This is a genomic window from Noviherbaspirillum pedocola, from assembly GCF_016632335.1.
Lineage (GTDB): Bacteria > Pseudomonadota > Gammaproteobacteria > Burkholderiales > Burkholderiaceae_D > Noviherbaspirillum_A > Noviherbaspirillum_A pedocola.
In genome coordinates, this window is sequence record NZ_JAEPBG010000013.1 from 35,874 (window position 1) to 61,808 (window position 25,935).

A 25,935-nucleotide genomic window follows, 5' to 3' on the forward strand; every position below is an offset into this window, starting at 1 on the left:
CGCTCCTTCACTCTGGGCACAGTCGCTTGATCGAATGCCTTCGTCGGTCTCGTCCGCATGCAGGGCACCGGGCCCGGCCGCTCATCACCCATGAGGATCAGCATGGAGCATCCATCGCTTGTGTTTGCATTGAACGGCAGCCAGTTCTTCGGCGACGAGGTATGCCTGCAACTCGGCCTGACTCGCGCAGCCCTGGAGGAAAGAGAGTTCGAAGACAAGGAACACAAGGTCAGGGCGATGGAAAGCGTCAGGGGCAAGGATGCATTCGTCATCCACTCCCTTCACGGCGACGGCATGCAAAGCGGCAATGACAAGCTGTGCCGCCTGTTGTTCCTCATCGGCGCGCTCAGGGACGACGGCGCCGCGCGCGTCACGGCGGTGGTTCCCTACCTGGCCTATGCGCGCAAGGACCGCAGGACCAAGCCGCAGGACCCGGTCACCACGCGCTATGTGGCGCAACTTTTCGAGGCGGTTGGCACCGATGCAATCATCTCCATCGATGTGCACAACCTCGCGGCATTCGAGAACGCGTTTCGTATTCCCACCGTCCATCTGGAAGCAGCATCGTTGTTCGCCGACGCCTTGTTGAATAAGCTCGATGCCGGGAATGTCGCCGTGGTCTCCCCGGATGCAGGCGGCGCGAAGCGGGCGGAAGGGCTGCGGCAGATCCTTGCAGCGCGCATGGCGCAGCCGGTGACCATGGCATTCGTGGAGAAATACCGCAGCGAAGGAAAGATAAGCGGCGATCTGCTCGTTGGTGATGTGGCCGGCAAGGACGCGGTGATCATCGATGACCTGATCAGCACGGGCGGCACGCTGGTGCGCGCGGCCCACGCGTGCCGAAAGGCGGGAGCCAAGCGCGTGTTCGCATGCGCCACGCACGGCATCTTTGCCGAGGGCGCCAGGACTACGCTGGCCGACGAGGTTCTGGAAGAGATCATCGTGGCCGATACCATTCCGCCGTTCCGGATGGAAGCGGAAGCGGCGAAACCCAGGGTGACGGTGGTCGGCTGCGCGCCTCTGTTCGCCAAGGCTATCCGGGAAATGTCTGGTGGCGCGGGATGCACGGCTCCTGCCGCGATGTAAAAGCATGACGGGTGATGTCGCGTCCGACTCTTTCCATCGTGGGTAGATGCAAGCCGTAAAACTTGCGTCGCCGATGGCTCGCTGACCGCGGCCAGGCAAGCTCATTCCCTGTGCGGCTTTCTGATCAGCACGGAAACGATCAAGGCGATACCGGCCACGATAAACAGGATCGGCAGGAAATCGCCGGGAAGGAAAATGCCATCGAATCGGTGCTGCAGCAGATTCAGTCCGACCCAGATGAGCAGCAGGATACCGATCACCAGCCAGGATCGTTCCATCGGCAGTCTGAAGAAGTATCTGGCTAGCTGCCCCGCCACGATGATGATTCCGACACCGATGAGCACTGCCGCCCAGCTCAGGTTCGCCAGAAAGCCGATCCCCATCCAGATGAGGAAGCTGCCCCAACCAACGGCATTCATCCTTTGCGCTGACACCCTTTCGTTCGGCGCTGCATCTCTGTTCTCACATTCGGCCATGACTGATTCCACCCATCCGTTGCAATGCTCGTCAAGAGTGTAGGGCGTCTGCATGGGGGCATCGTGGTCTTGCGCATGGCTCTGATCTGGCGCAAATGGGCGTTCTCGCCTTAACTCTTCATGCAGGGCAAGAGCGGGCGCATCGTTCGTCTTTCAATAGTTTATGAGAGCTGGTATGCCGCGCTATCCGGAACCAACGCGTCGGCGCATAAGCTTCCGCCAGCGCATGCGCCGGGGTGCACTTCATCCAGGTTTCGTCGACAAGGATGACAGGCGAGCGCTCCGCAAAATCGCCGTTTTACTGATGTGGCTCAACCGGCGCTGTGCCGCCATCTCTTATTTCATGGCTTGGGGGCATAACACGGATTGATGAGTTCATCACGTGGCTGGCCATATGTCTCAAGTCCAAAGGCAGGAGGCTCTTCATGTTCACTACCATCCTGGTTCCGACCGATGGCTCGGAGCTCGCGGAAAAGGCCGCGACTGCAGCAGTTGAATTTGCCCGTCGCAACGGGGGCAGGATCATCGGCCTGTGCGTTGCGGAGCCCTATCCGTATTCGCCTCTGGCGGAGCCGGTATTTCTGCCCAATGCGGAAGTCTACGAGCGCGAGGCGCAGCAGTGGGCGCAGACTACCGTGCAGCGGATTGCAGCCATGGCCAGCCAGGCCGGTGTGCCGTGCGAGACATCGACTGCACTCAGCCCGGATCCCTCCGAAGAAATCGTCAGGACGGCGGCGGAACGCGGATGCGATGTCATCTTCATTGCTTCACACGGCCGCAGGGGTCTGAGTCGCATGCTGCTCGGCAGTGTGACGCAGAAAGTGCTGGTGCTCTCGAAGATCCCGGTACTGGTATTCCGCTAGGCGCGGCCGCGCGGTGCGTCAAGAGCCACGTCGGGGCAACGACTGCGGCAGCGTTCCTCCCATGCGTTCTTATTCAATCGAGGCCAGTATGGGTCAGGATCGCGAGGCGACGGCGCCTGTCAGCGGGGAACCCGCCATCGATGCCGCAGACAGGCTTCTCCCGCTGCTGCGGCAATTCGTCGCGGACACCGTTCCCGGACGAACCGTGCCAGTGACGCTCGTGGCATCGTTCGAGCGCGATCTTGGCCTGGACAGCCTGGCGCGCGCCGAACTGATGCTGCGCATCGGCCGTGACTTCGGCATCGACTTGCCGCCTCATGTGATTTCCGAAACCGACAATGCGCTGGCGCTGCTGCCGCTGCTTGGCCACGGCAACCAGCCGGTCGCGCCTGGCCCCGCCATCGCGCTGCCGGCCGCCGCGATCGCTGGCGCGCCCGCAGCTGCGCAAACCCTGGTCGAAGTGCTGGAATGGCATGCCGAACACGATCCCGAACGCGTGCATGTGCTGCTGCAAACCCGGGGCGGCGAAGAGGCGCTGACTTACCGAGGCCTGCTGCAGCGCGCGCAGGACATGGCCGGCGGCCTGGCGCTGCACGGCCTGCAGCCGGGCCAGACCGTGGCGCTGATGCTGCCCACGGGCGTTGACTACCTGGCTGCCTTCTTCGGCGTCATGCTGGCAGGCGCCATACCGGTGCCGATCTATCCGCCGGCGCGCATCGCGCAGCTCGAGGATCATCTGAAGCGGCACCGGCATATCCTCGGCAATGCCGGCGCCTCGATGCTGATCTCGGTGCCCGAGGCAGCGCAGGTGACGCGTCTTCTGCAGGCGGCGGCGCCGAGCCTGCGGACCGTGCTCACGCCGGATGAGCTCGCCGCGGCGCATGCGGCCCCGATGCGCCTGCGGCCGCGCGCCGCCGACACCGCTTTTCTGCAATACACCTCCGGCAGCACCGGCGATCCGAAAGGCGTGATCCTGGCCCATGCCAACCTGCTGGCCAACATCCGCGCGCTGGGCTGCGCCGCCGACGTGCGCGTCGACGACGTGTTCGTGTCCTGGCTCCCGCTGTACCACGACATGGGATTGATCGGCGCCTGGTTCGGCTCGCTGTATTACGGCATTCCGCTGGTGCTGATGTCGCCGCTGGACTTTCTGGCCCGTCCCGTCGGCTGGCTGCACGCGATCGCGCGGCGTGGCGGCACGATCTCGGCGGCGCCGAATTTCGCTTATGAATTGTGCGTACGCCATATTGACGACGCAGCCATGCAAGGGCTGAGTCTCGATCGCTGGCGCCTTGCGCTCAACGGCGCGGAACCGGTCAGTGCGGCAACGCTGGAAGCCTTCGCGCGCCGCTTCGCGCCCTTCGGGCTGCGCCGGGAAGCGCTGACGCCGGTGTATGGGCTGGCGGAATGCTCGGTCGGCCTGGCGTTTCCGCCGGCCGGGCGCGGGCCAGTGATCGATTGCGTCGATGCCGCCCTGCTTGCCAGTGAAGGCAACGCGGTTGCGGCGCGAGAAGGCGTCACGGCGCGCCGCCTCGTTTCCTGCGGAGCGCCGCTGCCGGGCCACGAAGTGCGTATCGTCGATGAAAGCGGACGGGAACTGCCGGAACGCCGCGTGGGCCGCCTCGAATTCCGCGGACCGTCGGCCAGTGCCGGTTATTACCGCAATTCCGCCGCGACTCGGGCGCTGTTTCGCAACGGCTGGCTCGACTCCGGCGATCAGGCTTATCTGGCGCAAGGTGAAATCCACATCGTTGGCCGGGTGAAGGACGTAATCAAGCGCGGTGGCCGCAATCTGTATCCCTACGATCTGGAAGACGCGGTGGGCGGCCTGCCCGGCGTGCGCAGGGGCTGCGTGGCGGCGTTCGCCGCGCCTGGCGCCGAGGGCGCAGGCGAGCGCCTGGTGGTGGTGGCCGAGACCCGTGTCACGGACGAGGCGCGGCGCGCAGTGCTAGAGGAAAACATACGCGGTGCGGCGCTCGACATCATCGGCAGCCCAATCGATGAAGTCGTGCTGGCGCCCCCGCACAGCGTGCTCAAGACGTCCAGTGGCAAGATCCGCCGCCTCGCCTGTCGCGATGCCTATCTGCAGGGACGCATCGGCAGGATGAATCCGTACCGGATGCGTGCGCGCCTGATGCTGCAGATGGCCGCGGCGCCGATGCGCGTTGCGGTGCGCCGTGCCGGCATGCTGGGCTATGGCGTCTACGCCTGGCTGGTGTTCACGGCCATGGCGCTGTGCTTTGGACTGCCCATCGTTGTGCTGCAGCAGCCGGGCATCGGCAGGCGCATTGCCCGCGCCGGCGCGCGTCTGCTGTTTGCGCTCTGCGGCGCGCCGCCCGTCGTCGAGGGACTGGACCGGCTGCCGCGGCAAGCGCATCTGCTGGCGGTCAATCATGCGAGCTACCTCGATGCCATCCTGCTGAGTGCAACGCTGCCGGCCAGTCAGGGATACGCCTTTGTCGCCAAGCAGGAATTCGCGACGCGCCCGGGGATTGGCGCATTGTTGCGGGGACTGGGAACGGTTTTCATCGAGCGCCGCGACGCCGCGCACAGCGAGGAGGGCGTGGCGCGCATGCTGCGCGCGCTGCAGCGTGGAGAAAGCCTCGTCGTGTTCCCGGAAGGGACATTCCGGCGCGAAGCCGGCCTGCAAGGCTTTCAGGCCGGCGCATTCGCCGCGGCGGCGCAGGCCATGGCGCCGGTTGCCGTGGCCGGCATCAACGGAACCCGTGCGGCGCTGCGCAGCGGCACATGGCTGCCGCGGCGCGCTCCCTTGCATCTTGCGATTGGGGAAACCGTGTTTCCCGACGGCCGTTGCTGGGAAGAGGCGATGCGTCTGCGCGATGTGGTGCGTGCAGCCTTGATGCCGCTGGCCGGGGAGTTCGACGGCACAGCCGGCGCGGCCAGCGCCGTTTGACTTCGCGCAAGGATGGGCTATCCGCCCGGGCGTATCAATGAGGCGATCCGTGCCGAAACGGAGGCAGGAGAAAGTCATGGTCCGGCCCGCCATCATTCGCAAGTCGCTCGCGGAATTTCCGGTTGCTCCGAATTGGACCGACTACGAGGCCCAGCGCGCCGGCTTTTCCTGGGACGCGGCGCGGCGCACGCTGGCAGGACTGCCGGGAGGCGGCCTCAACATCGCGCACGAGGCGGTCGAGCGGCATGCGGCGGGCTCGGGGCGCGAACGCGCCGCCTTCCTCTTTCTGGGCGCAAACGGCGTACGGCGCATCAGCTACGGCGAGCTCTCGCGCCTGTGCGCGCGCTTTGACTATGTGCTTGCCGGCCTCGGCGTCGCCAGGGGCGAGCGCGTCTTCACGCTGCTGGGCCGTCAGCCCGAACTGTATGTCGCCGTGCTCGGGGCCTTGCGCCATGGTGCGGTCGCCTGTCCGCTCTTCTCCGCTTTCGGGCCGGAGCCGGTCGTCACCCGGCTTGCGCTCGGCGAGGCCAGCGTGCTGGTCACGACCGAATCGCTGTACCGGCGCAAGCTGGAAAAGCTGCGCGATCGTCTGCCCAGGCTCAGGCACGTCCTGGTGGTAGCCGATCCGGGCGAAGACTGCCATGCGCCGCCGGGCACGATCGACCTTGCGCGGCTGATGGAGACGGCGTCGGAGCAGCAGGCTATCGCCGTCACCCAAGCCGAAGACATGGCCCTGCTGCATTTCACCAGCGGCACCACCGGCACGCCGAAAGGCGCGGTGCATGTGCATGAAGCCGCGGTGGCGCACATGGCCACCGGCACCTATGCGCTGGACCTGCATGCCGACGACATCTACTGGTGCACCGCCGACCCGGGTTGGGTGACCGGCACTTCCTACGGCATCATTGCGCCGCTGCTGCATGGCGTGACCTCGATCGTCGACGAAGGCGAATTCGATGCACAGCGCTGGTACCGCATCCTGGAAGAGCAGCGGGTCACGGTCTGGTACACCGCGCCGACCGCGATCCGCATGCTGATGAAAGCCGGCACCGGGCTGGCGCGCGAGCATGCGTTTGGCGCATTGCGCTTTGTCGCAAGCGTCGGCGAGCCGCTCAACCCGGAAGCCGTGTGGTGGGGCATGGAAGCGCTCGGCCTGCCGATCCACGACAACTGGTGGCAGACCGAGACCGGCGGCATCATGATCGCCAACACGCCGGCCTTCGACATCAAGCCGGGCTCGATGGGCAGGCCGCTGCCAGGCATCGACGCCTGCATCGTCGTCAAGGACCAGGACGGCGCGCATCGCGTGGCGTCCCAGCCGGATACCGAGGGCGAGCTCGCCCTGCGCCGTGGCTGGCCATCGATGTTCCGCGGTTACCTGAACAACGAGGAGCGCTACCGCAAGTGTTTCGATGGCGAGCTGTATCTGACCGGCGACCTGGCGCGCTGCGATGCCGATGGCTATTTCTGGTTCATTGCGCGCGCCGATGACGTGATCAAGTCGGCCGGGCATCTGATCGGACCGTTCGAAGTCGAAAGCGCATTGATGGAGCATCCGGCCGTGGCCGAAGCCGGTGTGATCGGCAAGCCGCATGAAACCCTGGGCGAGAGCATCAAGGCCTTCGTTTCCCTGAGAGCCGGGTATGCGCCGTCAGATGCGCTGCGCATGGAATTGCTCGGACACGCGCGCACCAGGCTCGGCGCCGCGGTCGCGCCGAAGGAAATCGATTTCCTGCCTTCGCTGCCGCGTACCCGCAGCGGCAAGATCATGCGTCGACTGCTGAAGGCGCGCGAGCTCGGGCTGGCGGAAGGCGACACGTCCACGCTGGAGGGGCAGACATGAGCGAACAAGCGCAAGCGCCGCGCCTTTCCTGCGATCGCGAGACCGGGCTTGCGCTGCTGGCCGATATGGTGCGCATCCGCCGCATGGAGGAACGGTCGGCGCAGTTATATGGCGAAGGCAAAATCCGCGGCTTTCTGCACCTGTACATCGGCGAGGAAGCGGTCGCGGCTGGCTGCCTGCGCGCGCTGCGGCCGGAAGACAATGTGGTCGCCACCTACCGCGAGCACGGCCATGCGCTGCTGCGCGGCGTGCCGATGGAACGCATCATGGCCGAGATGTATGGCAAGCGCGACGGCTGCTGCCGCGGGCGCGGCGGTTCGATGCACCTGTTCGACCGTGAGCGGCGCTTCTTCGGCGGCAACGCCATCGTCGGCGGTGGATTGCCGCTGACCGTCGGGCTCGCGCTGGCCGACCGGATGCAAGGCGTCGCACGGGTCAATGCCTGCTTCTTCGGCGAAGGCGCGATGGCCGAGGGCGCTTTCCATGAAGCGATGAATCTCGCCGCGCTGTGGCGGCTGCCGGTGCTCTTCCTGTGCGAGAACAATTTCTATGCGATGGGCACCGCGCTTGCGCGCGCGCAGGCGCAGACCAATCTGTGCGTGAAGGCGGCCAGCTACCGGATGCCGGCGCAGCGCGTCGACGGCATGGATGTGCTGGCCGTGCGAGATGCGGTTGCTCAGGCGGCGCAGGGCGTGCGAGACGGCGAGGGACCGGTCTTTCTCGAACTGCAGACCTACCGCTTCCGCGCGCACTCGATGTTCGATCCCGACCTGTACCGCGACAAGGCGGAAGTCGAAGAATGGAAGACGCGCGACCCGCTACCGGGCTTCATTGCCGCAATGCAGGCACAGGGTCTGCTGACGGACGAAGACATCGCCGCCGTCGAGGCATCCGCGCAGCGCGAAGTCGAGGCCGCGGTGGCATACGCCGAAGCCTCGGCATGGGAGCCGGTCGAAGACCTGATGCGCGACATCACGACGCAGGCGGTGCAGGTATGAAGATCAGCTACCGCGATGCCCTGCGTAGCGCGCTGCGCGAAGCCCTGGTGGCCGACGCGCGCGTTTTCATGATGGGTGAGGACATCGGCAAGTATGGCGGCACCTATGCGGTCACCAAGGGTTTCTTCGATGAATTCGGTCCCGAGCGCATCCGCGACACGCCGTTGTCGGAGCTGGGTTTCGTCGGCGCCGGCATCGGCGCAGCGCTCGGTGGCATGCGCCCTATCGTGGAAGTGATGACGGTGAACTTCAGCCTGCTGGCGCTGGACCAGATCGTCAACACCGCGGCAACCCTGCGCCACATGTCGGGCGGCCAGTTCCATGTGCCGATCCTGATCCGGATGGCGACCGGCGCCGGGCGCCAGGTCGCTGCACAGCATTCGCACAGCCTGGAAGCATGGTATGCGCATATCCCCGGCATCCGCGTGCTGGCGCCGGCCACGGCTGCCGATGCCTACGGCATGGTCGCGCCGGCATTGGCAGACCCGGACCCGGTGGTGATGTTCGAGCATGTGCAGCTCTACAACCTGGAGCAGGATGCCGAACTCGCGCCTTGCGACATCGAGCATGCCGCGGTGCGCCGCGCCGGCGGCGATCTGTCGCTGATCACCTATGGCGGCAGCCTGCCGAAGGCGCTGGAGGCGGCCGCGCAACTGGAACAGGAGGGCGTCGACGCGGAAGTGATCGATCTGCGGGTGCTGCGCCCGCTGGACGATGCCACCATCGCCGCCTCGCTGCGCAAGACCCATCGCGCCCTGATCGTCGATGAAGGCTGGAAGAGCGGCAGCCTGGCGGCCGAAGTGACGGCGCGCATCATGGAACATGCGTTCTACGACCTGGATGCGCCGGTTGCGCGGCTGTGCAGCGCGGAAGTGCCGATACCCTATGCGCGCCACCTGGAGCTGGCCGCGCTGCCGTCGCCGGCATCGATCGCCGACGCGGCCAGGCAACTGCTGGGCAAGCCATGATCGAATTCAAGCTGCCATCGCTGGGCTCGGACATGGACTCCGGCAAGCTGTTGCGCTGGCAGGTCAAGCCGGGCGATATGGTCAGGCGCGGCCAGATCGTCGCCGTGGTCGACACCTCGAAAGCCGCGGTCGATGTCGAAAGCTGGCAGGAGGGCAAGGTATTCGAGCTGCTGGCGCAACCGGGCGAAACGCTGCCGGTCGGCACGGTGCTCGCGACCCTGCTCGAGGAAGGGGAAACTCCGGAAACCGTGCGCCGGCCCGCGCCCGAACAGCCGTCGGCGCCGGCCGGCGCAGCGCGAGCCACACAGGTGGGCGCACCGCCACCAGTGGCCGGCGCCGCGACGGCACCGTTGCCGGCAGCGGGCCGGCGACGCACATCCCCCGCGGCGCGCCGGCTGGCCGAGGAGCACGGCATCGATCTCGAGACCGTCGCCGGCACCGGCCCCGACGAAGCGGTGACGCTGCAGGATGTGCAGCGCGCCATCGAAGCGCCGCAAGCCGCGCGGGCGAGCGGCGTGGAACGCCAGGCCGAGATGCGCCGCGCGATCGCCGCCGCGATGAGCCGCTCCAAGCGCGAGATACCGCACTACTACCTGAGCGAGACCGTGCCGCTGCGCCGGGCGCAGGAGTGGCTGCTGGAAGCGAACCGGCAGCGCGACATCGGCACGCGGTTGCTGATGGCGGTGCTGCAGCTGAAGGCGGTGGCGCTGACGCTGAAGCAGTACCCGGAACTGAACGGTTTCTTCATCGATGGCGCGCGGCGCGCTTCGGAAGCGGTGCATGTCGGCGTGGCGATTGCGCTTCGGCAGGGCGGACTGATCGCGCCGGCGCTGCACGATGTCGAGCGCAGGAGCCTGGACGAATTGATGCGTGATCTGGCTGACCTGGTGCAGCGCGCGCGGGCCGGCTCGCTGCGCAGTTCGGAGATGTCGGATCCGACCGTCACCGTGACCAATCTCGGCGACGGCGGCGTGGAAGCGGTGCATGGCGTGATTTATCCGCCGCAGGTGGCGCTGGTCGGTTTCGGCCGCATCCACGAGCGGCCGTGGGCCGAGGATGGCGCGCTGCGCTCGCTGCCGGCGGTGGTCGCGACGCTGGCGGCCGACCACCGGGTATCCGATGGCCACTACGGCGCGATGTTCCTGGCTGCGCTGCGCGAGCGCCTGCAGCGCCCGGAAACGCTATGAAGGAGGCAGGGATGGAACCACAGGCATTGCGGCAAAGGGTCCTGGCGGGACTGTGCGCGATTGCGCCCGAGGTCGATCCCGGCGCGCTCGATGACGAGCAGCCGTTGCGGCGCCAGGTCGATCTCGATTCCATGGATTGGCTCAATTTCCTGATCGGCCTGCATCGCGATCTGCAGATCGACATCCCGGAATCGGACTATGCGAAGCTGGCCACGCTGCATGACCTGCTCGATTACCTTGCCGCCCGCCTGCCCGCCGGCAGCGCCTGATTGCCTGCAATCATGGACAGGCGCAGCGTCCCTGCGCCAGCGGCTGTTCCGGCCGCGAACGAAACATCGTGCATCCCTTCAGCCCGAGCCGCCATGCGCGCAGGAACAGGTCGCTGCAATCGTCGAAGCGTGCATCGGTCGGCAGGTTCACGGTCTTGGAAATCGACTGGTCCACGTGCGGCTGCAGCGTCGCCTGCATTTCAAGCTGAACGACCGGCGACAGGTCGCGCGCTTCCACGAAATAGTCCGGCGCCTTGGCCTGTTCGCCGTGGCGCTCGCGGAACAGGCGCCAGGCATGATCGCGCACCGGCATGCGAATGGTCTCGCCTCGTGCATTGCGCGGGCTGCGTTCGCCATCGAGCGCGTACACCGGCTCCATGCCGCTGGAGACATTGTTGGCCAGCAGGCTGATTGTGCCAGCCGGCGCAATCGCCAGCAGATGGCTGTTGCGCATGCCCCTGGCCCGGATCGCGTCACCAAGTTCGGCCGGCAGGCGCTGGATGAAAGGCCCGGCCAGGTAGTCGGCGCTGCGATACAGCGGAAAGCTGCCGCGCTCGGCCGCCAGCTCGGTCGAGGCCAGATAAGCGGCTTCGCAGATCGTCTTCATCACCGTATCGGCCACTTCCAGCGAAGCCGCCGAACCGTAGCGGATGCCCAGCATGGCGAAGGCGTCGGCCAGGCCGGTGATGCCGATGCCGATGCGGCGGCAGCCGTGCGCACAGCGCTGCTGCGCTTTCAGCGGGAAGGGCGAGGCGTCGATCACGTTATCGAGCAGCCGGGTCGCCAGCGCCGCGCTGCTTGCGATCTCGTGCAGCTTCAGCCTCGGATGCGCGCCGAAGGCGTCATCAATGAATTGCGTCAGGTTGATCGAGCCGAGATTGCAGGCGCCATGCGGCGGCAACGGCACTTCGCCGCAGGGATTCACCGCGCTGATGGTCTCGGCATAGCGAAGATTGTCTTCACTGCGGATGCGATCCATGAACACGACGCCGGGATCGCCGCATGCGAAGGCGGCGCGCTGCAGCCGCTGCCACAGCTCGCGCGCCATCACGGTGCGCATCACCAGGCAACGCTCGGGCTTGTCGGCGCCCGACCATTGCCGGTCACAGATTGCGGCGTCCTCGGGCTGAGGACGGTCGCCAATCGGGAACACCAGGCGCCATGGCGCGTCTTCCTCGACCGCCCGAATGAAGGCATCGCTGATGAGCACCGACAGGTTGAAGTGATGCAGATCAGCACCTTCGCGCTTGGCATCGATGAAGGTCTCGATGTCCGGGTGGTCGCAGCGCAACAGGGCCATCATCGCACCGGACCGCGGCGCCATCGAGGTCAGCACCGAGCAGGCTTCGTTCCAGATGCGCAGAAAGGACACCGGGCCGGAGGCGATATTGCCGCTGCCTGCCGCTTCCATGCCGCGCGGGCGCAGCGGCGAAAAATCGCAACCGATGCCGCCGCCGGCCTGCATCGTGATCATTGCCTCGGCCAGCGCCTCGAAAATACCGCCGAGGGAATCATGCAGGTTGCCGGCCGTGAAGCAGTTGAACAGCGTCATCCTGTGCCCGGCGCCGGCGCCGGCCAGTATGCGTCCGCCGGGCAGGAAGCGGAAATGCGCAAGCAGTCCGCGAAAGGCTTTGCGCCATCGGTCACGCTGATGCGCTTCCTGATCCGACAGCGCCAGCGCGACGCGGTCCCATGTCGCAAACACGTCCGGCTCGTTCGCCTGACCGTGCCCGGTGAGGCGATACCTCGATTGCCATACTTCCTGCGCAATCGGTTCGGTGAAGGGGGCGGTCAACATGGCTGCGCCTTGTACTGAAGGACAGGGCCCGTCCGGGCGTAAGGCATGCATCCGCCTCGTTGGCGCGTCTGCGAGTTGACTGTACGCATGGGCGACGGCGGCGGTGAAGGCGTTCCCGCTGCGGCGGCATATGCCCGAGATGTGCATGGCCTGATGCGATCCATTGTGAGCAGAGCGCTTTGCTCCGGCATGCCCGGTGTCAAAGATGCCCCGCATGCCGGGCCCGTATGCGATGCGGAATCGGCCGATGCCACCGAACTTGGAACCGGCTTGTCCGCAAAACATGCAGCCATGAATGGAAACCGGCGCAAGACCGCGCTGCACGGCCCTGCAATCCCTGACGGTTTGACCTGAGTCAGGGGAATCGCGATACCTGCTTCGTATGATGATCCGGTGCAGCGATTCGCCGCCGCACCTGGTGCATCACATTCGATGGTCCTGCCGGGCCGCCGATGCCCGAAGCATTCACTTATGGAGACTGATCATGGCCAGCAACATGACTCGCTTCAATCCGCTTTCGGAAATTGCCCGCATGGAGCCTTTCCGCAGCGTCGAGGATTTGTTCAGGGAGTTCTCCCTTATTCCTGCCTTCCGCCACATGCAAGCCGAACCGCGCATCCGCACCGAGATTACCGAAACCGATCAGGCATACCTGGTGAAGGCCGAAATTCCGGGAGTGAAGAAGGAAGACATCAAGATATCGGTGGAAGGAAACCGGGTATCCGTCAATGCCGAAGTGAAGGAAGAGAAGGAAGAGAAGAGCACTGGCACGGTATACAGCGAGCGCTATTACGGGCAGCAGTCGCGCAGCTTCACCTTGCCTCAGGAAGTCGATGACGCCAAGGCCGAAGCCAAATATGAGAACGGCCTGCTGATGCTCACTCTGCCGAAGAAGGCCGGTACCGGCGCCAAGCAGCTCTCGGTCCAATAGCCTCAACTGTCGCGGACGGACAGGCAACCCTCAGCCGACGTGCAGGCTTGGGAGGAAAGAGAAATGTCAGCCAAGGACATTCTGTTTCACGAGCAGGCGCGCGCGAAGATATGCGATGGCCTCGACATCCTGGCTGAAGCGGTCAAGCTTACCCTCGGCCCGAAGGGACGAACCGTCGTGCTCGCAAACCGCTATGGCGCGCCGACGGTGATCAATTCCGGCGTGATCGTCGCGCGGGAAATAGAACTTCCCGATCCGTATGAAAACGTCGGCGCGCAGATGGCGCGCGAGGTTGCCGCCCGGACTTCCGAGATGGCCGGCGACGGAACCACCACCGCCACGGTTCTGGCGCAGGCCATCGTGCGGCAGGGCATGAAATTCGTCGCGGCAGGCTTTGATCCGATGGACCTGAAGCGCGGCATCGATGCCGCGGTGAACGCCGTCGTCGCGCGCTTGAAGGAAGACTCGCGCAAGGTGGCTACGAGCCAGGAGATTGCGCAAGTAGGCACCATCTCGGCGAACGGCGATCCTGCCATTGGTAATCTGATTGCCCAGGCCATGGAGCGGGTCGGGCGCGACGGGATGATCAAGTCGGAGGACGGGCGCGGCATGGAGAACGAGCTGCAGGTGGTCGAAGGCCTGCAATTCGACCGTGGCTACCTCTCTCCGTATTTCATCACCGATCCGCAGACGGGCAAGGCGGTCCTGGAAGATGCGCTGGTGCTGCTGTATCCGAAGCATGTTTCCTCCGTGGAGGAATTGCTGCCGGTGCTGGAGCAGGTCATCAAGGCGGGCAAGCCCTTGCTGATCGTGGCCGATGACCTCAGCGGCGACGCGCTGGCGACAGTGGTGATCAATGCGCTGCGCGGCACGCTGAAGGTTTGCGCGGTGAAGGCGCCCGGCTTTGGCGACCAGCGCAAGGCACTGCTGGAAGATATCGCCATCGTCAGCGCCACCCGGGTGTTCGACGCGGAAGCCGGCACGACACTGGAAAAATTGCCGCTGCAGGCTCTGGGACGGGCGACGCGCATCGAGATAGAACGGGACAGCACCGCCATCATAGGCGGCGCCGGAGAGCATGACGCCATCCGCAGCCGTATCGAGCAGATCCGGCACCAGGTCGAGCGCGCCGGAAGTGCCCATGAACGCAAGCAGCTGGAAGAGCGTGCAGCCAGGCTCAGCGGAGGCGTCGCCCTGATCAAGGTTGGCGCATCGACGGAGACGGAAATGAAGGAGAGGAAGTCGCGAGTGGATGATGCCTTGCACGCTACCCGCGCCGCCGTCGAGGAAGGCATAGGCGCGGGTGGCGGAGTCGCGCTATTGCGGGCACGTCCCGCGCTGGAACATCTGCAGCTCGAGAACATGGCGCAGCGGGCGGGCGTAAACATCATTTCCCGCGCGCTGGAGGAGCCCTTGCGTCAGATCGTATTCAATGCCGGCGCAGAACCGGATGTCATCATCGACAAGGTGGTTCGCGGCGCGGCGGACTTCGGCTACAACGCGGCGACCGGATCCTTTGGAAGCATGATGGAAATGGGCATCATCGACCCGACCAAGGTGACGCGCCTGGCACTGGGCAACGCGGCCTCGATTGCCAGCCTGGTCCTGACGACGGATTGCATCGTCGTTGAGCACCCGTCTGCGCAGGTGGTGCAGCCTGGCATGGATCAGGAGACGCTCGGCATATGAGCCTGCCCGGTATCCAGGCAAGCGCCAAGGCTTTGGCGGTCGAGGCCGGGTAGACCCGCTGTATGGATTTTTCCTTCTCGCGCACGGAAGCCGACCGGCGTGCAAGCTCAGCGCGCCTTGCTGCGCATTGAAATGGTCTTTTCTTCCGAGCCGGCGGGGAAGTGATAGTAGAGCGTGTTCAGGTAGCGCGTGACGGCTGCGATATCTTCGTCGTCCCAGCGCAGCCCCGCGTTGCCTTGCCAGCGCCGTACCTGGCCGGCAAGACTGTTCCAGTCCTTCGCCAGTCGCTGGTCACGCCAGTGCACATGAGTGGTGTGGCAGGCAATGCAGTGCGTTGTGTAAAGCAACTCGCCGCGCGACTCTTCATCAACCGCCGCGGCATGCGCACCCAGGGTGACGCTGGCAAACATGCATGTCGCCAGCAATTTTCCGAACCAGCGATTGACCATCATTGCCTCCTTCATGGCAATTTTCAGACCGGCTTCGGCCGGAATGCCTGTCGTGAAACGCGATGCGCTTGCTCCCCTGAACGCGGTCGTAGTTACCGCCAAGCCGTCCTGGCTGTGCATGAGCACAAGCTGTTGTGCCGCGCCTTGATGCACAGGCGGTGCCAAAGTCCACGGCATCAGATATCCACCTTCCCGCGGTATCGCATTTGCGGGGGATCAATGAGCATCGCATCCGTATCCGAAGCGCCGAAGGGGCCGCTGAATTGGTGCCCGCTCGTGCGCCGCCCCCGTGTCAGCCAGCGCTGCGCCACCGGAGCAGCAGCTCGGTGCCGGTCAGTCTGTCGACTTGCGTGCCGAGCGTCCTCCCTTCGCGGTTCAGGGTTTCCATCAACCAGCGCACTCCCTCCTCGGGGGCGGGATAGTCGCGCAAGCGCCGGATCTGCGTTGCTGTCAGCGCGAGCCGTGCAAGCCGTCCGTCTTTCATGACGGGGAAATACATCAGGGCCAGGTCGCCACGGAACTGTTCGTAGCCGCCAATTCCTTCATAGTCATTCAGGAAGTCGCCGCAGCCGTACAGAATCAGTTTGCCGCGGTAGACCTCAATACCCTTCACATGATGCGAGGAATGCCCGTGCACGATGTCCACGCCGGCTGAATCGATGAGACGGTGAGCAAAGTCGCGGTGTTCGGCCGGTATGCGAAAACCCCAGTTCCCGCCCCAGTGAATGGACATCACCACCACATCGCCGGCTCGCTTCGTAGCGCGTACCTTCTCCGTAATGGATTGCATATTGCGTGCGTCGAGATCGCGCAAGAGATTTACGCCCGGCCTGGCCTTGCCTGCTCGCCAGGCCTCCGGCACGCCGCAATCCCCGAGCGCGCAGGCAAACACGAGCACTCGACCCTTGCCGGGCACATCGAGCACGGCGGGCGCAGCGGCTTCTTCCGCATCGCATCCTGCGCCGGCGGTGGTGATGCCGGCCTGGTGCAAGCTGCGCAAGGTATCGTCCAAGCCCTGATAACCCCAGTCGATGACATGGTTGTTGGCGAGCACGCAGCAATCGACACCGGCGGCGCTGAGGCAGGGAAGGTTCGCCGGGTGCATGCGGTAATGGATGCCCTTGCCGGGCCATGCCTGAGCGCTGGTGGTCACGGCAGTCTCGAGATTCATGATGCGCACATCCGGCGCCGTATGTCGCAGGACATCGAGGGCATGGCCCCAGACATAGTCGAAGCCGACCGGGCGGCGGATGGGACCATTCTTTTCTTCGGCAAGCCGCACGTACTCCCGCGCCGAGTGAACGAAGTTTTCAAACAGCTCAGGTCGTCCGGGATGGGGAAGGATCTGGTCGATTCCCCGGCCGGTCATGACATCTCCGCACAGAAACAGCGTGATGGCGCTTGATACTTGTACCGCTTGCATGGTGGCTCCGTTTGCTCGCGCCTGCCTGCATGCGCAGTCTTCACAGCGTGTTCATCACTGCGATGACGGCGGCCGGGTTCTCATGCATGGCAGGGTTGCCGGCGTCAGCTCCTTGTCGACGCCGCCAGGCGGCGATAGAAGAAGCGCTTCACCGCTTCGGCCGCCGCGAGATAGACCAGCACCATCGCCGCAAGCGCCAGGTAGAACAGCGGCGGCGGCGGGACGAAACCGAGCGGCGCGCCCAGCGGCGTTGCCGGCAGCAGCGCTGCGATGAGTACCACCGCGATCGAGCTCGCCGCCAGCGCCCGGCTCGGCTTGCTGACCAGGGGACTGCCGCGGGTGCGGATCACGAAGATCACCAGCACCTGGGTGGCGATCGATTCGACGAACCAGCCGGTGTGAAACAGGCGCTCATCCGCATGGAAGACTGCAAGCAGCAGGAAAAAGGTGAGGAAGTCGAACACCGAGCTGACCGGGCCGAGGGTCCACATGAAGTTGCGGATGAAGCGGGTGTCCCAGTGACGCGGGTGCGCGAGCTGGCTGACATCGACGCGGTCCATCGGTATCGGCAGCTCGGACAGATCGTAGAGCAGATTGTTGGCCAGGATCTGCGTCGGCAACATCGGCAGAAAGGGCAGGAACAGCGTCGCGCCCGCCATGCTGAACATGTTCCCGAAGTTGGAACTGGTGCCCATCATGATGTACTTCATGATGTTGATGAAGGTGCGCCGGCCTTCGAGCACGCCGTCATGCAGCACGCCCAGCTCATGCTTCATCAACACGATGTCGGCCGCGGCCTTGGCCACGTCCACCGCGCTGTCGACCGAGATGCCGACATCGGCCGAATGCAGCGAGGGCGCATCGTTGATGCCGTCACCCAGAAAGCCGACGATGCGGCCCTGCGCCTTCAGTGCCAGGATCGCCCGGTTCTTCTGTATCGGCGTGACACGGCACAGCAGGTTTACGCCGGCAAGCCGCGCCGCCAGCGCGCGGTCGTCCAGCCGGTCGATCTCTTCGCCATGCAGCACACCCGTCACTGCCAGGTCCAGGCGCGCGCAAAGATGGCGCGTGACGAGTTCGCTGTCCCCGGTCAGGATCTTCACGTCGACATGGCTCTTCATCAGCGCCTTCAGCGCATGGGCGGCGCTGTCCTTGGCCGGATCGATGAAGGCGGCAAAGCCGCAGAACACGAGTTCCGTTTCATCATCCACTACCGCATGCGGATGGTCTGCGGCGACGCGCCGCCATGCAATCGCCAGCAGCTTGTGGCCGTCGCGTTCGAGCGCATCATGCAGCGCGCGCACTCGCGCCATCAAGGCGTCGTCCAGCGGCTGCAATGCGCCGTCGGGCAGGCCCGTTTCGACGGACAGGCGCAGGATGTCTTCCGGCGCGCCTTTCACCACGAGCAGCCTTTGCCTGCCGTCATCCACCAGCACCGATACGCGCCGTCGCTCGAAGTCGAACGGCACTTCATCGATCTTTCGCCAGGCCGAGACATCGATGTCGGCATGTTCGAGGATGGCGTCGTCCAGCGGGCTCTTCAGCCCGGTCTCGAAATGACTGTTCAGGTAGGCCAGGCGCAGCACCGCGTCGCTGTCATTGCCATCGATGTCGAGGTGCCGGTCAAGCCGGATGCGTGCCTCGGTGAGCGTGCCGGTCTTGTCGGTGCACAGCACGTCCATGCTGCCGAGATCGTGGATCGCGGCCAGACGCTTGACGATGACATGCCGCTTCGCCATGCGCAGCGCGCCGCGCGACAGGGTCACGGTGATCACCATCGGCAGCAGCTCGGGCGTGAGGCCGACGGCCAGCGCCAGGGCGAACAGGAAGGATTCGAGAAAGGGTCGGTGCAGCAGCGCATTGACAAGGAAGACGAACAGCACCAGCAGCATCGTCAGTCGCAGGATCAGCATGCCGAAGCTGTGGCTGCCGCGCTCGAATGCGGATGCCGGCGGCTTGGCGATCAGACTGTCGGCGATCCCGGCGACAACGGTGTCCTTGCCGGTGCGGCAAACCATTGCCGTGGCAAAACCGGACAGCACCGAAGTGCCCATGAACAGCGCATTGCTGGCGGCGTTCAGCGCTTCGGTAGCGATGCCCTGCGGACTGGCCCGCTTTTCCACCGGCCAGGATTCGCCGGTCAACAGCGCCTGATTGACGAACAGATCGCGTGCTTCGAGCAGGATGCAGTCGGCAGGGATCAGCGCGCCGGCCATGAGCACGACGACGTCGCCTGGCACGAGCATGGCCATCGGCAGCGAGTGCTGCGTGCCCTCGCGCAGCACCGTGGCCTGCACCGACACTGTCTGCTTCAGCCTTTCTGCGGCCTGATCAGCGCGGTATTCCTGAACAAAATCCAGCGTGACGCTCATGAAAACAATGATCCAGATGATCACCGATCCGGTGAATTCTCCAGTGAGTGCGGAAACAGCACTGGCCGCAAGCAGGATCATCACCAGCGGATTGCGGAAGTGCGCAAGGTATTGCAGCACGAGCGGCAGGCGGGCATGTTCCCGCAGCAGGTTGGGACCGGTGCGCTGCAGGCGAAGCCTGGATTCCTCCTCGGACAGTCCGCCAGCATGGGACGCAAGCGAGACCGTCAGGGCGTCCAGCGACTCCCGCCAGAACGGGATGGGCGTGGTGGCAGGATCCGGCATGGCGCTCTTTCATTGCTTGCTTGCGTGCGGGGCGGGGGAGTGCGTACGGCGGTCGCATCCCGATTTTGCGCGCGCCCGACGCGAAAAGGCCTGAGCAATCCCAAGCCAGGCAAGCATACGGTGTCGTGGAAATTGACTATTGGCGCGCACCGGCATTTCTCCGCGTTCAGCGAATGTCCTGAACCACCGATTCGTTGAAAAATAAAAGTGATGAACTCGCGTTCAGACATGGAGAAAGACGCAGCAAGGGTGCTTCCCCTTGCGCGCATTTTCGACGCGCGCATTTGCCGACCCTTGGCACGATGCTCGCCATCTCTTATTCAACGAGAGTGATTCGGGACACGACTCTTGCCGCAGCAAGAGTAGGCAGCGTGCCTTTCGACGGTTTGCCCTATCTCAGATTGGTATCGCGTGCCCGGCGCAAGATGAGAAACGCCGCCCTGTTGGGACTGAAGTGCATGCATCCGTATGGAGGCCAGGATGAATCGTTTCCTTGTTCTACTTTTCAGCCTGCTGCTACCGCTCCTGCCGGCGCGGGCAGCCCTGCTTACGGTCGATTCCGCTTTCGGGCCCGCAACAATAGTCCGCGATACCGATACCGGGCTGGACTGGGCAAGGCTGCCGGTGACAGCAAATCTCTCCGTCAGAGAAGTGCTCGCCGGTATGGAGCCGGGCGGACGATTCGAGGGTTTTCGATATTCCATCGACGACGAGTTCTTCGGCGGCCTGATCCGGCCGATCTATCAATTCTGTCCGCCCAATTCGGTACCTTGCGCTTATCTGGCGATGCGCAACTTCATCGATATCTTTGGCGGAAACCGGGAGGGATTCTGGGCTCCGTATTATTTGATCCAAATTCAGGATGGCAACCCGCCGTTCATTACCTTCAATGTCGCCCTTTTCGAATTGTTCACCGAACCGGCGCTTTCGTACTACCTGGATTCAGGCCCAACTTCGGAAGCGGATTTCCGCTTTGAAGCCGGACACTTCATCGTGCGGCCGACACCGCAGATTCCTGAGCCTGCTATTACTGGCTTATTTGTCATCGGCGCCATTGCATTGGCAGGAAGGCGCAAATGGCGGAAAGGTTTCATTATTGGCCTCGCCGCGATTGCGTGGGGTCTGGCCTCGCAAGCGCACGCAGAGCTGGTATTCAACGGTGGGTTTGAAATTACACCGACAAGCGCCAGTCCGCTCGGCAATCTGACGGGCTGGACGCTATCTCCCCAGCGAATGGGGGCCCACACCGAAAGCCTCGACGGTATGGCTGACGCCGTCCATTCCGGCAGATATGGACTGGTATTTACCTCGGCGCCGGGTGACTTGGAAATCCGATTGTCACAAGTTCTGACAACCACACCGGGCACTGCTTACGAGCTTTCGTACTGGTATCGAAATTTTCCCAATATCACTGGTAATCCGGCGGGGGGATTCCGATCCATCCTGAATGGCAATGTGATGGATGCGCAAACCAACCGGAATGCACCGAGTGACTGGACACAGTATGTTTTTGACTTCATGGCTCCATCGGCTACGACGCTGCTCGAGTTCGGCTATCACAGTACGGTCTCAGCACTGGATGATATTTCCGTCGTCGAGGTGCGCGCAGTTCCGTTACCTGCGACATGGCATCTGTTCTGGCTTGGCGCATTGGCCTTGGTGCCTGGAAAACTTGGCAGGCGTAACACGCGTGGCGCAGAGGAGAGTGCGGTCAGCATTACGACCGGGTCGGGCCGTATTCCAGGCTGAAATACGAAATGCCTCAAGCGTCGAGCAGGAAGACCAGGATGCCTTCATCAAACCGAGCGATGCCACGTTTGTATGGCCTGAAAAAACCTCACAAGTCACGGTGATGAAAAAGCGGACTTTCACACCGGATATTTCGTTGCTGATGACTCATCGAGACCTTATGGGCTGCCACTCCCAGAAGCTCTGGTCGAAATGCTCCCATAGTCCATCGGGACGTTCACGGCTTGCATAATTGTATGGAGCCTTATCCCAGCAGAGCAGCTCATTCGTCAGGTTATCCAGGACGATCGTGCCCTTGCTGGTTTCTGCAAGAAGTACGGCATGTGGGCATTTGAACTCCTTGTGAAAGACAACGCTGATTCGGATTGCCGCGCGTGGCAATCCGCGTGCAACCAGCCTTTTCCGCTTCTCGAGCGCCAGATCCTCGCAATCACCCGTTCCCCGCACGGGGTAGTTCCACTCTTCTTCCTTTCCCCGCCACTCGAAATCATCGGTCAGACGGATCTCGGCATTGACTTGGCGGTTGACGTTGTCCAGTAACCGCAGAGAGCCAGGGTTCAGGTTCATTACCGCTGATCCGGTCATATCACAGTCACCCGGATGAGACCGGCAAAACTCATCGTATGCGGTAAGACGAGGAGTAATCCGCTCGACTGGCAAGCGCATGCGCGTACAGTGCGCGAAGGCTAGGGTGAGCGGCGCGGGATGTATGGTGTTAAGCCATCCGACGAATATCGCCGCGAGAAAGGGGCGCTTGCTTGTCACCGCGATCTTCCCTGTCATGCGGCCGCTCAAGCAATCCTGGCTTATCGCTCACGAAGCTTGCGGGACCTGGTCCGGAGTGAAATGATCCCGGGCGTCGTTTCCCCCCGGGTCGCTGCGTGGCGCCATGCCCAGCCGCCGCTCCACTTCCACCAGATTGCGCATGGTCCTGATGATCGAATCCGGATTCAGGCTGATCGAGTCGATGCCTCGCTCCACCAGGTAGCTCGCCATTTCCGGATAGTCGGACGGCGCCTGGCCGCAGATGCCGACATGGCGGCCATTGCGTTTTCCGCCTTCGATGGTCATCCGTATCATCTCCAGCACGCCGGGGTCGCGTTCGTCGAAGTCGAAGGACACGATGTCCGAGTCACGGTCCACGCCCAGCACCAGCTGGGTCAGGTCGTTCGAGCCTATGGAGAAGCCGTCGAACAGTTTCGAGAAGGCGTCGATCTGGATCACGTTATTCGGGATCTCGCACATCACGTAGATCTCCAGGCCGTTACTGCCGCGCTCCAAACCATGCACGGCCATCGCGCGCAGCACGTCTTCCGCTTCGCTTACCCGTCGGCAGAAGGGGATCATCAGCTTTACGTTCGTCAACCCCATCTCCTCGCGCACCCTATGCATCGCCCGGCATTCCAGGGCGAAGCCTTCCGCATAGGCGGCATGGGTGTAGCGCGACGCACCGCGGAATCCAATCATCGGGTTGGCTTCCTCCGGCTCGAACCAGCGCCCGCCAAGCAGGCTGGCATATTCATTGGTTTTGAAGTCGGACATGCGCACGATGACGGGCTTGGGAAAGAATGCCGCGGCGATCATGCCGACACCCTCGGACAGCCGGAGCACGAAATAGTCGGCAGGCGACGCATGGGAGCGCGTCAGCTGCCTGATGGCTTCGCGCGTGCTGTCGTCGTCGATGCGTTCCGGGTGGATCAGTGCCATCGGATGCGCCCGGATATGCTCGGCCACAATGAATTCCATGCGCGCCAGCCCGACGCCGTCGTTGGGAAGAAAACAGGTTTGGAAAGCGCTGTCGGGATTGCCAATGTTGAGCATGAGGTGCGTTCTTGGCATGGCCAGCGTGGACAGATCAGTGCTGGTCTTCACGAACGGGATGCGGCCGGCATAGGCATGGCCGACGTCGCCTTCGGCGCAGGAAACGGTGATCTCGTCTCCGCTACGGATGACTTCGGTGGCCTTGTCGCAACCGACTATGGCCGGAATGCCCAGTTCGCGTGCCACGATCGCCGCATGGCAGGTGCGGCCGCCGCGGTTGGTGACGATGGCCGAGGCGATCTTCATGACCGTGCCCCAATCGGGCATCGTGGTGTCGGCCACCAGGATCTCGCCAGGCTGGAACGCGTGCAGCTGGCTGATGTCGGTGATGACATGCGCACGGCCATTGGCGATCTTGCCGCCGACAGCGCGTCCCGTCACCAGGACTTCGCCCTTGCGCTCCAGCGCGTATTCGTCGACGACTGCGGCCGACCGGCGTGAAGCGACGGTCTCGGGTCTCGCCTGCACCATGTACAGCTTGCCGTCGATGCCATCCTTGGCCCATTCCACGTCCATCGGCATGGGGTGACCGGCCTTGGCGCTGTAATGCGCTTCGATCCGCATCGCCGCGTCGGCGAGCTGCAGCACTTCCTCGTCGGCGAGACAAAAGCGTTCGCGCTCCTGCCTCGGCGTGGGCACATTGCGCGTGGTGTCGCGGCCGGCTGCCTGCGCATACACCATCCGGACTTCCTTGCCGCCCAGCGTGCGGCTCAGCACAGAGCGCTTTCCATTGAGCAGGGTCGGCTTGAACACATAGAACTCGTCCGGGTCCACCGTGCCTTGCACCACGTTCTCTCCCAGGCCATAAGCCCCGGTGATGAACACCACGTCACGAAAGCCGGTCTCGGTGTCCAGCGAGAAAATCACGCCGCTCGACGCCAGGTCGGAGCGCACCATTTTCATCACGCCGACGGACAGGAACACCTTGTAATGGTCGAAGCCATTCTCCAGCCGATAGATGATGGCGCGGTCCATGAACAGGCTGGCAAAACAGCGTCGCACCGCGTCCAGCAGCCTGGCCTCGCCGGCGATATTGAGGAAGGTTTCATGCTGGCCGGCGAAGCTTGCGGTCGGCAGATCTTCGGCCGTTGCCGAACTGCGCACTGCGACTGTCAGCTGCGAGCCGTATTGCTCGATCAGTTGCCGGTATGCCTGAACGATCTGCTGTGCGAGATCTTCCGGAAGCGGCGTGCCATAGACAATCTCACGGGCAGCCTGTGCGCGGCGGGCAAGATCATTCACATCGCCCGGATTCAAGCCGTCGAGGGCATCGTGCAGTCGTGGCCAGGCGTTTCCCTGTTCAAGGGTGTAGCGGTAGGCCTCGGCGGTAATGGCGAAGCCATTGGGCACCAGCACGTCCTGAGCGCTCAGTTCCCGATACATCTCACCCAGGGAGGCATTCTTTCCGCCCACGATGGCAACATCGGCCACGCCCAGTTCGGAGAACCAGCGTATGTAGCGGTTCAGGTCATTCATGGCAAAGGCTCCTCTTTCATGAGCGTCGCATGGCCGTGCCGGAAAGCTGGTTTGCTCTATGCCATTCGGAGCATCGCAGCCATCCGGCGGCATCCTTACTCGCTGTACGGTTTGACGGCAGCAGTCCTGCCCGGCGCAGGCCTTTCACTTTTTCCGAGATGACTCACGCGACGGCGTCTCGCGATTACGAGGACAGGCAGGCCGATCGCCAGCAACAAGGTGGTGTCCGGTAAGGGAATCAGAGCGAGTGCTGCCCCGGCGACGATGGCATGGACAGTCGCTGTCGGATGCACGCCATCCCAGAAGAAGGCGGCGGACGGGTTCGCTATGCATGAAGCGCTGAACGCGCATGCTGACGCAAGATCGCTGAATCCATAGCGTGATGGATTGCTGAAGATCTCTGTCTGCAGATCAAACAGGTCCAGCAAGCGGAGATCGCTTGCCTGCGATGCGGCAAGTTGCGCCAGGGATGACTCCAGCGCCCCATTGAATTCGGCCGCGATGCCGCTCGCCGCTGCGGACGCTTGCGGGCCGAGTGCAGTGATGGCCGGGGCCGCGCCAAGATCGGGCGCATTCAACACCAGGAAATGTTCAGCACCGGCGGCTGCAAGTCGCGCGAATACCGCGTCGATATTGCTGATGGAGGAGGACAGCAGTGGCACGGGGTCTTTTCCTGCCACCAGCGCCGCAAAGGCATCGCGCAGATCGTTTCCGCCGACCTGAAGCGCATACAGAGTGTCCGAAGGCGCCTTGCCTGCGGTCTGCCCCAGGAACATCGCGGCCTGATCCTGCAGGCTGTAAGGGAAGGAAGACCCTGAAGGACCGCTACGGGAACCGGCGAAGGCAAAATCGCTGCCGCCGGCCATGGAGGGCGTCGCTGTCACGCCGAGTCCCGAGGCCAGTCGCTCGGCCCACACTGGTCCGTTGGAGTACCGTCCGGAAGCGTAAGGAAAGTTCGGGATAAAGTCCTGGCTGGGGATGGGGACGGGAGTACGCAGGCTGCCGGCCGGCAGCGGTGGCCCGAGCACATTGTCGAACACGAACGCATCGTTTCCGCTGTCGGACAGGCTATCGCCGAACACCACCAGACTGGTGAACGGTCCGGCAAAGGCCGTGGTGGAAAGGAGCGCCAGCATGGATCCGAGCAGCAAGGCAAGCGCGCGATGGGCAAGGCCTTTCATGATGCCCTCCTGATCTGCGTTCAATGGGATGAAGCAGAAGCTACAAGTCGCACTCCGATTGGTCCTGATAAAACGCAAGCTCGCATGCAGACCCGTGGATGTGCGTTCGGAGCGGCTCTGGTTTTCGCCTGTCGCAAGATCATCGATGCGGGCGGCA

Annotated in this window: 19 protein-coding genes; 11 read left to right on the top strand and 8 right to left on the bottom strand. The window is 63.8% G+C overall.

Features of this window, described 5'->3' with window-relative positions; all coding sequences use genetic code 11:
* The first annotated feature begins 102 nt into the window (after window positions 1–102).
* The gene (locus tag JJB74_RS23455) at window positions 103–1,086 is read left to right on the top strand and encodes a ribose-phosphate diphosphokinase (protein ID WP_200596008.1); all 984 of its coding nucleotides are present in this window, start codon (window positions 103–105) and stop codon (window positions 1,084–1,086) included.
* A 101-nt stretch (window positions 1,087–1,187) separates the two neighbouring features.
* Here JJB74_RS23455 and JJB74_RS23460 read toward each other — a convergent pair whose 3' ends face one another.
* Window positions 1,188–1,616, bottom strand: coding sequence for a hypothetical protein (locus JJB74_RS23460; protein WP_200596010.1), 429 nt, complete (start codon window positions 1,614–1,616; stop codon window positions 1,188–1,190).
* A 371-nt stretch (window positions 1,617–1,987) separates the two neighbouring features.
* On the opposite strand from JJB74_RS23460, the gene JJB74_RS23465 reads away from it, so the two are divergent.
* From JJB74_RS23465 to JJB74_RS23495, 7 genes are all read left to right on the top strand, one after another.
* The gene (locus tag JJB74_RS23465; RefSeq protein WP_200596012.1) at window positions 1,988–2,425 is read left to right on the top strand and encodes a universal stress protein; all 438 of its coding nucleotides are present in this window, start codon (window positions 1,988–1,990) and stop codon (window positions 2,423–2,425) included.
* 88 nt (window positions 2,426–2,513) lie between these two features.
* Window positions 2,514–5,339, top strand: a complete 2,826-nt coding sequence (locus JJB74_RS23470; RefSeq protein ID WP_200596015.1) for an AMP-binding protein — start codon at window positions 2,514–2,516, stop codon at window positions 5,337–5,339.
* A gap of 76 nt (window positions 5,340–5,415) precedes the next feature.
* Window positions 5,416–7,182: an acetate--CoA ligase gene (gene acsA / locus JJB74_RS23475; protein ID WP_200596017.1), complete on the top strand. Its 1,767-nt coding sequence runs from the start codon at window positions 5,416–5,418 to the stop codon at window positions 7,180–7,182.
* Window positions 7,179–8,180 (top strand): pyruvate dehydrogenase (acetyl-transferring) E1 component subunit alpha, encoded by a 1,002-nt coding sequence (gene pdhA, locus JJB74_RS23480; protein ID WP_200596019.1) that lies wholly within the window; start codon window positions 7,179–7,181, stop codon window positions 8,178–8,180. The genes acsA and pdhA overlap by 4 nt, the downstream gene beginning before the upstream one ends.
* Window positions 8,177–9,148, top strand: coding sequence for an alpha-ketoacid dehydrogenase subunit beta (locus JJB74_RS23485; protein WP_200596021.1), 972 nt, complete (start codon window positions 8,177–8,179; stop codon window positions 9,146–9,148). The genes pdhA and JJB74_RS23485 overlap by 4 nt, the downstream gene beginning before the upstream one ends.
* Window positions 9,145–10,335 carry a dihydrolipoamide acetyltransferase family protein gene (locus JJB74_RS23490; protein WP_200596023.1) on the top strand — a complete coding sequence of 397 codons (1,191 nt, stop codon included), beginning with the start codon at window positions 9,145–9,147 and terminating at the stop codon, window positions 10,333–10,335. Before JJB74_RS23485 ends, JJB74_RS23490 begins: the two co-directional genes overlap by 4 nt.
* An 11-nt stretch (window positions 10,336–10,346) precedes the next feature.
* Window positions 10,347–10,604: an acyl carrier protein gene (locus tag JJB74_RS23495; protein WP_200596025.1), complete on the top strand. Its 258-nt coding sequence runs from the start codon at window positions 10,347–10,349 to the stop codon at window positions 10,602–10,604.
* 10 nt (window positions 10,605–10,614) lie between these two features.
* Here JJB74_RS23495 and JJB74_RS23500 read toward each other — a convergent pair whose 3' ends face one another.
* Window positions 10,615–12,402: an adenosylcobalamin-dependent ribonucleoside-diphosphate reductase gene (locus tag JJB74_RS23500; RefSeq protein WP_200596026.1), complete on the bottom strand. Its 1,788-nt coding sequence runs from the start codon at window positions 12,400–12,402 to the stop codon at window positions 10,615–10,617.
* Window positions 12,403–12,886: 484 nt separating this feature from the next.
* Here JJB74_RS23500 and JJB74_RS23505 point away from each other — a divergent pair, with 484 nt between their 5' ends.
* Together JJB74_RS23505 and groL are read left to right on the top strand one after the other, a co-directional pair.
* Window positions 12,887–13,333, top strand: coding sequence for an Hsp20/alpha crystallin family protein (locus JJB74_RS23505; RefSeq protein WP_200596028.1), 447 nt, complete (start codon window positions 12,887–12,889; stop codon window positions 13,331–13,333).
* A 63-nt stretch (window positions 13,334–13,396) separates the two neighbouring features.
* Entirely contained in the window at window positions 13,397–15,022 is a 1,626-nt protein-coding gene (gene groL, locus JJB74_RS23510; RefSeq protein WP_200596030.1) for a chaperonin GroEL, read from the top strand.
* 107 nt (window positions 15,023–15,129) lie between these two features.
* Here groL and JJB74_RS23515 read toward each other — a convergent pair whose 3' ends face one another.
* The 3 genes from JJB74_RS23515 to mgtA form a co-directional block, all read right to left on the bottom strand.
* Window positions 15,130–15,474, bottom strand: coding sequence for a c-type cytochrome (locus JJB74_RS23515; RefSeq protein ID WP_234484793.1), 345 nt, complete (start codon window positions 15,472–15,474; stop codon window positions 15,130–15,132).
* 289 nt (window positions 15,475–15,763) lie between these two features.
* Entirely contained in the window at window positions 15,764–16,894 is a 1,131-nt protein-coding gene (locus tag JJB74_RS23520) for a CapA family protein (RefSeq protein WP_200596032.1), read from the bottom strand.
* A gap of 104 nt (window positions 16,895–16,998) precedes the next feature.
* Window positions 16,999–19,551, bottom strand: a complete 2,553-nt coding sequence (mgtA, locus tag JJB74_RS23525; RefSeq protein WP_200596034.1) for a magnesium-translocating P-type ATPase — start codon at window positions 19,549–19,551, stop codon at window positions 16,999–17,001.
* Window positions 19,552–20,031: 480 nt separating this feature from the next.
* Here mgtA and JJB74_RS23530 point away from each other — a divergent pair, with 480 nt between their 5' ends.
* On the top strand, window positions 20,032–21,300 hold the full coding sequence (locus JJB74_RS23530) for a PEP-CTERM sorting domain-containing protein (protein ID WP_200596036.1): 1,269 nt from the start codon (window positions 20,032–20,034) through the stop codon (window positions 21,298–21,300).
* Window positions 21,301–21,447: 147 nt separating this feature from the next.
* Here JJB74_RS23530 and JJB74_RS23535 read toward each other — a convergent pair whose 3' ends face one another.
* From JJB74_RS23535 to JJB74_RS23545, 3 genes are all read right to left on the bottom strand, one after another.
* Window positions 21,448–22,083, bottom strand: coding sequence for a transglutaminase-like cysteine peptidase (locus tag JJB74_RS23535; RefSeq protein ID WP_200596038.1), 636 nt, complete (start codon window positions 22,081–22,083; stop codon window positions 21,448–21,450).
* Between the two features lie 30 nt (window positions 22,084–22,113).
* Window positions 22,114–24,597, bottom strand: a complete 2,484-nt coding sequence (gene ppsA, locus JJB74_RS23540) for a phosphoenolpyruvate synthase (protein WP_200596040.1) — start codon at window positions 24,595–24,597, stop codon at window positions 22,114–22,116.
* A gap of 95 nt (window positions 24,598–24,692) precedes the next feature.
* Window positions 24,693–25,778, bottom strand: a complete 1,086-nt coding sequence (locus JJB74_RS23545) for an SGNH/GDSL hydrolase family protein (protein WP_200596042.1) — start codon at window positions 25,776–25,778, stop codon at window positions 24,693–24,695.
* Window positions 25,779–25,935: the final 157 nt, after the last annotated feature.

Excerpts from the sequence above, each read along its gene's own strand:
- JJB74_RS23465 (WP_200596012.1), top strand. The coding sequence starts at position 1,988 with ATGTTCACTACCATCCTGGTTCCGACCGATGGCTCGGAGCTCGCGGAA.
- JJB74_RS23535 (WP_200596038.1), bottom strand. The coding sequence starts at position 22,083 with ATGACAGGGAAGATCGCGGTGACAAGCAAGCGCCCCTTTCTCGCGGCG.
- JJB74_RS23505 (WP_200596028.1), top strand. The coding sequence starts at position 12,887 with ATGGCCAGCAACATGACTCGCTTCAATCCGCTTTCGGAAATTGCCCGC.
- JJB74_RS23490 (WP_200596023.1), top strand. The coding sequence starts at position 9,145 with ATGATCGAATTCAAGCTGCCATCGCTGGGCTCGGACATGGACTCCGGC.
- JJB74_RS23495 (WP_200596025.1), top strand. The coding sequence starts at position 10,347 with ATGGAACCACAGGCATTGCGGCAAAGGGTCCTGGCGGGACTGTGCGCG.
- JJB74_RS23470 (WP_200596015.1), top strand. The coding sequence starts at position 2,514 with ATGGGTCAGGATCGCGAGGCGACGGCGCCTGTCAGCGGGGAACCCGCC.
- JJB74_RS23485 (WP_200596021.1), top strand. The coding sequence starts at position 8,177 with ATGAAGATCAGCTACCGCGATGCCCTGCGTAGCGCGCTGCGCGAAGCC.
- JJB74_RS23520 (WP_200596032.1), bottom strand. The coding sequence starts at position 16,894 with ATGCAAGCGGTACAAGTATCAAGCGCCATCACGCTGTTTCTGTGCGGA.
- JJB74_RS23455 (WP_200596008.1), top strand. The coding sequence starts at position 103 with ATGGAGCATCCATCGCTTGTGTTTGCATTGAACGGCAGCCAGTTCTTC.
- JJB74_RS23545 (WP_200596042.1), bottom strand. The coding sequence starts at position 25,778 with ATGAAAGGCCTTGCCCATCGCGCGCTTGCCTTGCTGCTCGGATCCATG.
- pdhA (WP_200596019.1), top strand. The coding sequence starts at position 7,179 with ATGAGCGAACAAGCGCAAGCGCCGCGCCTTTCCTGCGATCGCGAGACC.
- JJB74_RS23530 (WP_200596036.1), top strand. The coding sequence starts at position 20,032 with ATGAATCGTTTCCTTGTTCTACTTTTCAGCCTGCTGCTACCGCTCCTG.
- groL (WP_200596030.1), top strand. The coding sequence starts at position 13,397 with ATGTCAGCCAAGGACATTCTGTTTCACGAGCAGGCGCGCGCGAAGATA.
- mgtA (WP_200596034.1), bottom strand. The coding sequence starts at position 19,551 with ATGCCGGATCCTGCCACCACGCCCATCCCGTTCTGGCGGGAGTCGCTG.
- acsA (WP_200596017.1), top strand. The coding sequence starts at position 5,416 with ATGGTCCGGCCCGCCATCATTCGCAAGTCGCTCGCGGAATTTCCGGTT.
- JJB74_RS23460 (WP_200596010.1), bottom strand. The coding sequence starts at position 1,616 with ATGCAGACGCCCTACACTCTTGACGAGCATTGCAACGGATGGGTGGAA.
- ppsA (WP_200596040.1), bottom strand. The coding sequence starts at position 24,597 with ATGAATGACCTGAACCGCTACATACGCTGGTTCTCCGAACTGGGCGTG.
- JJB74_RS23500 (WP_200596026.1), bottom strand. The coding sequence starts at position 12,402 with ATGTTGACCGCCCCCTTCACCGAACCGATTGCGCAGGAAGTATGGCAA.
- JJB74_RS23515 (WP_234484793.1), bottom strand. The coding sequence starts at position 15,474 with ATGATGGTCAATCGCTGGTTCGGAAAATTGCTGGCGACATGCATGTTT.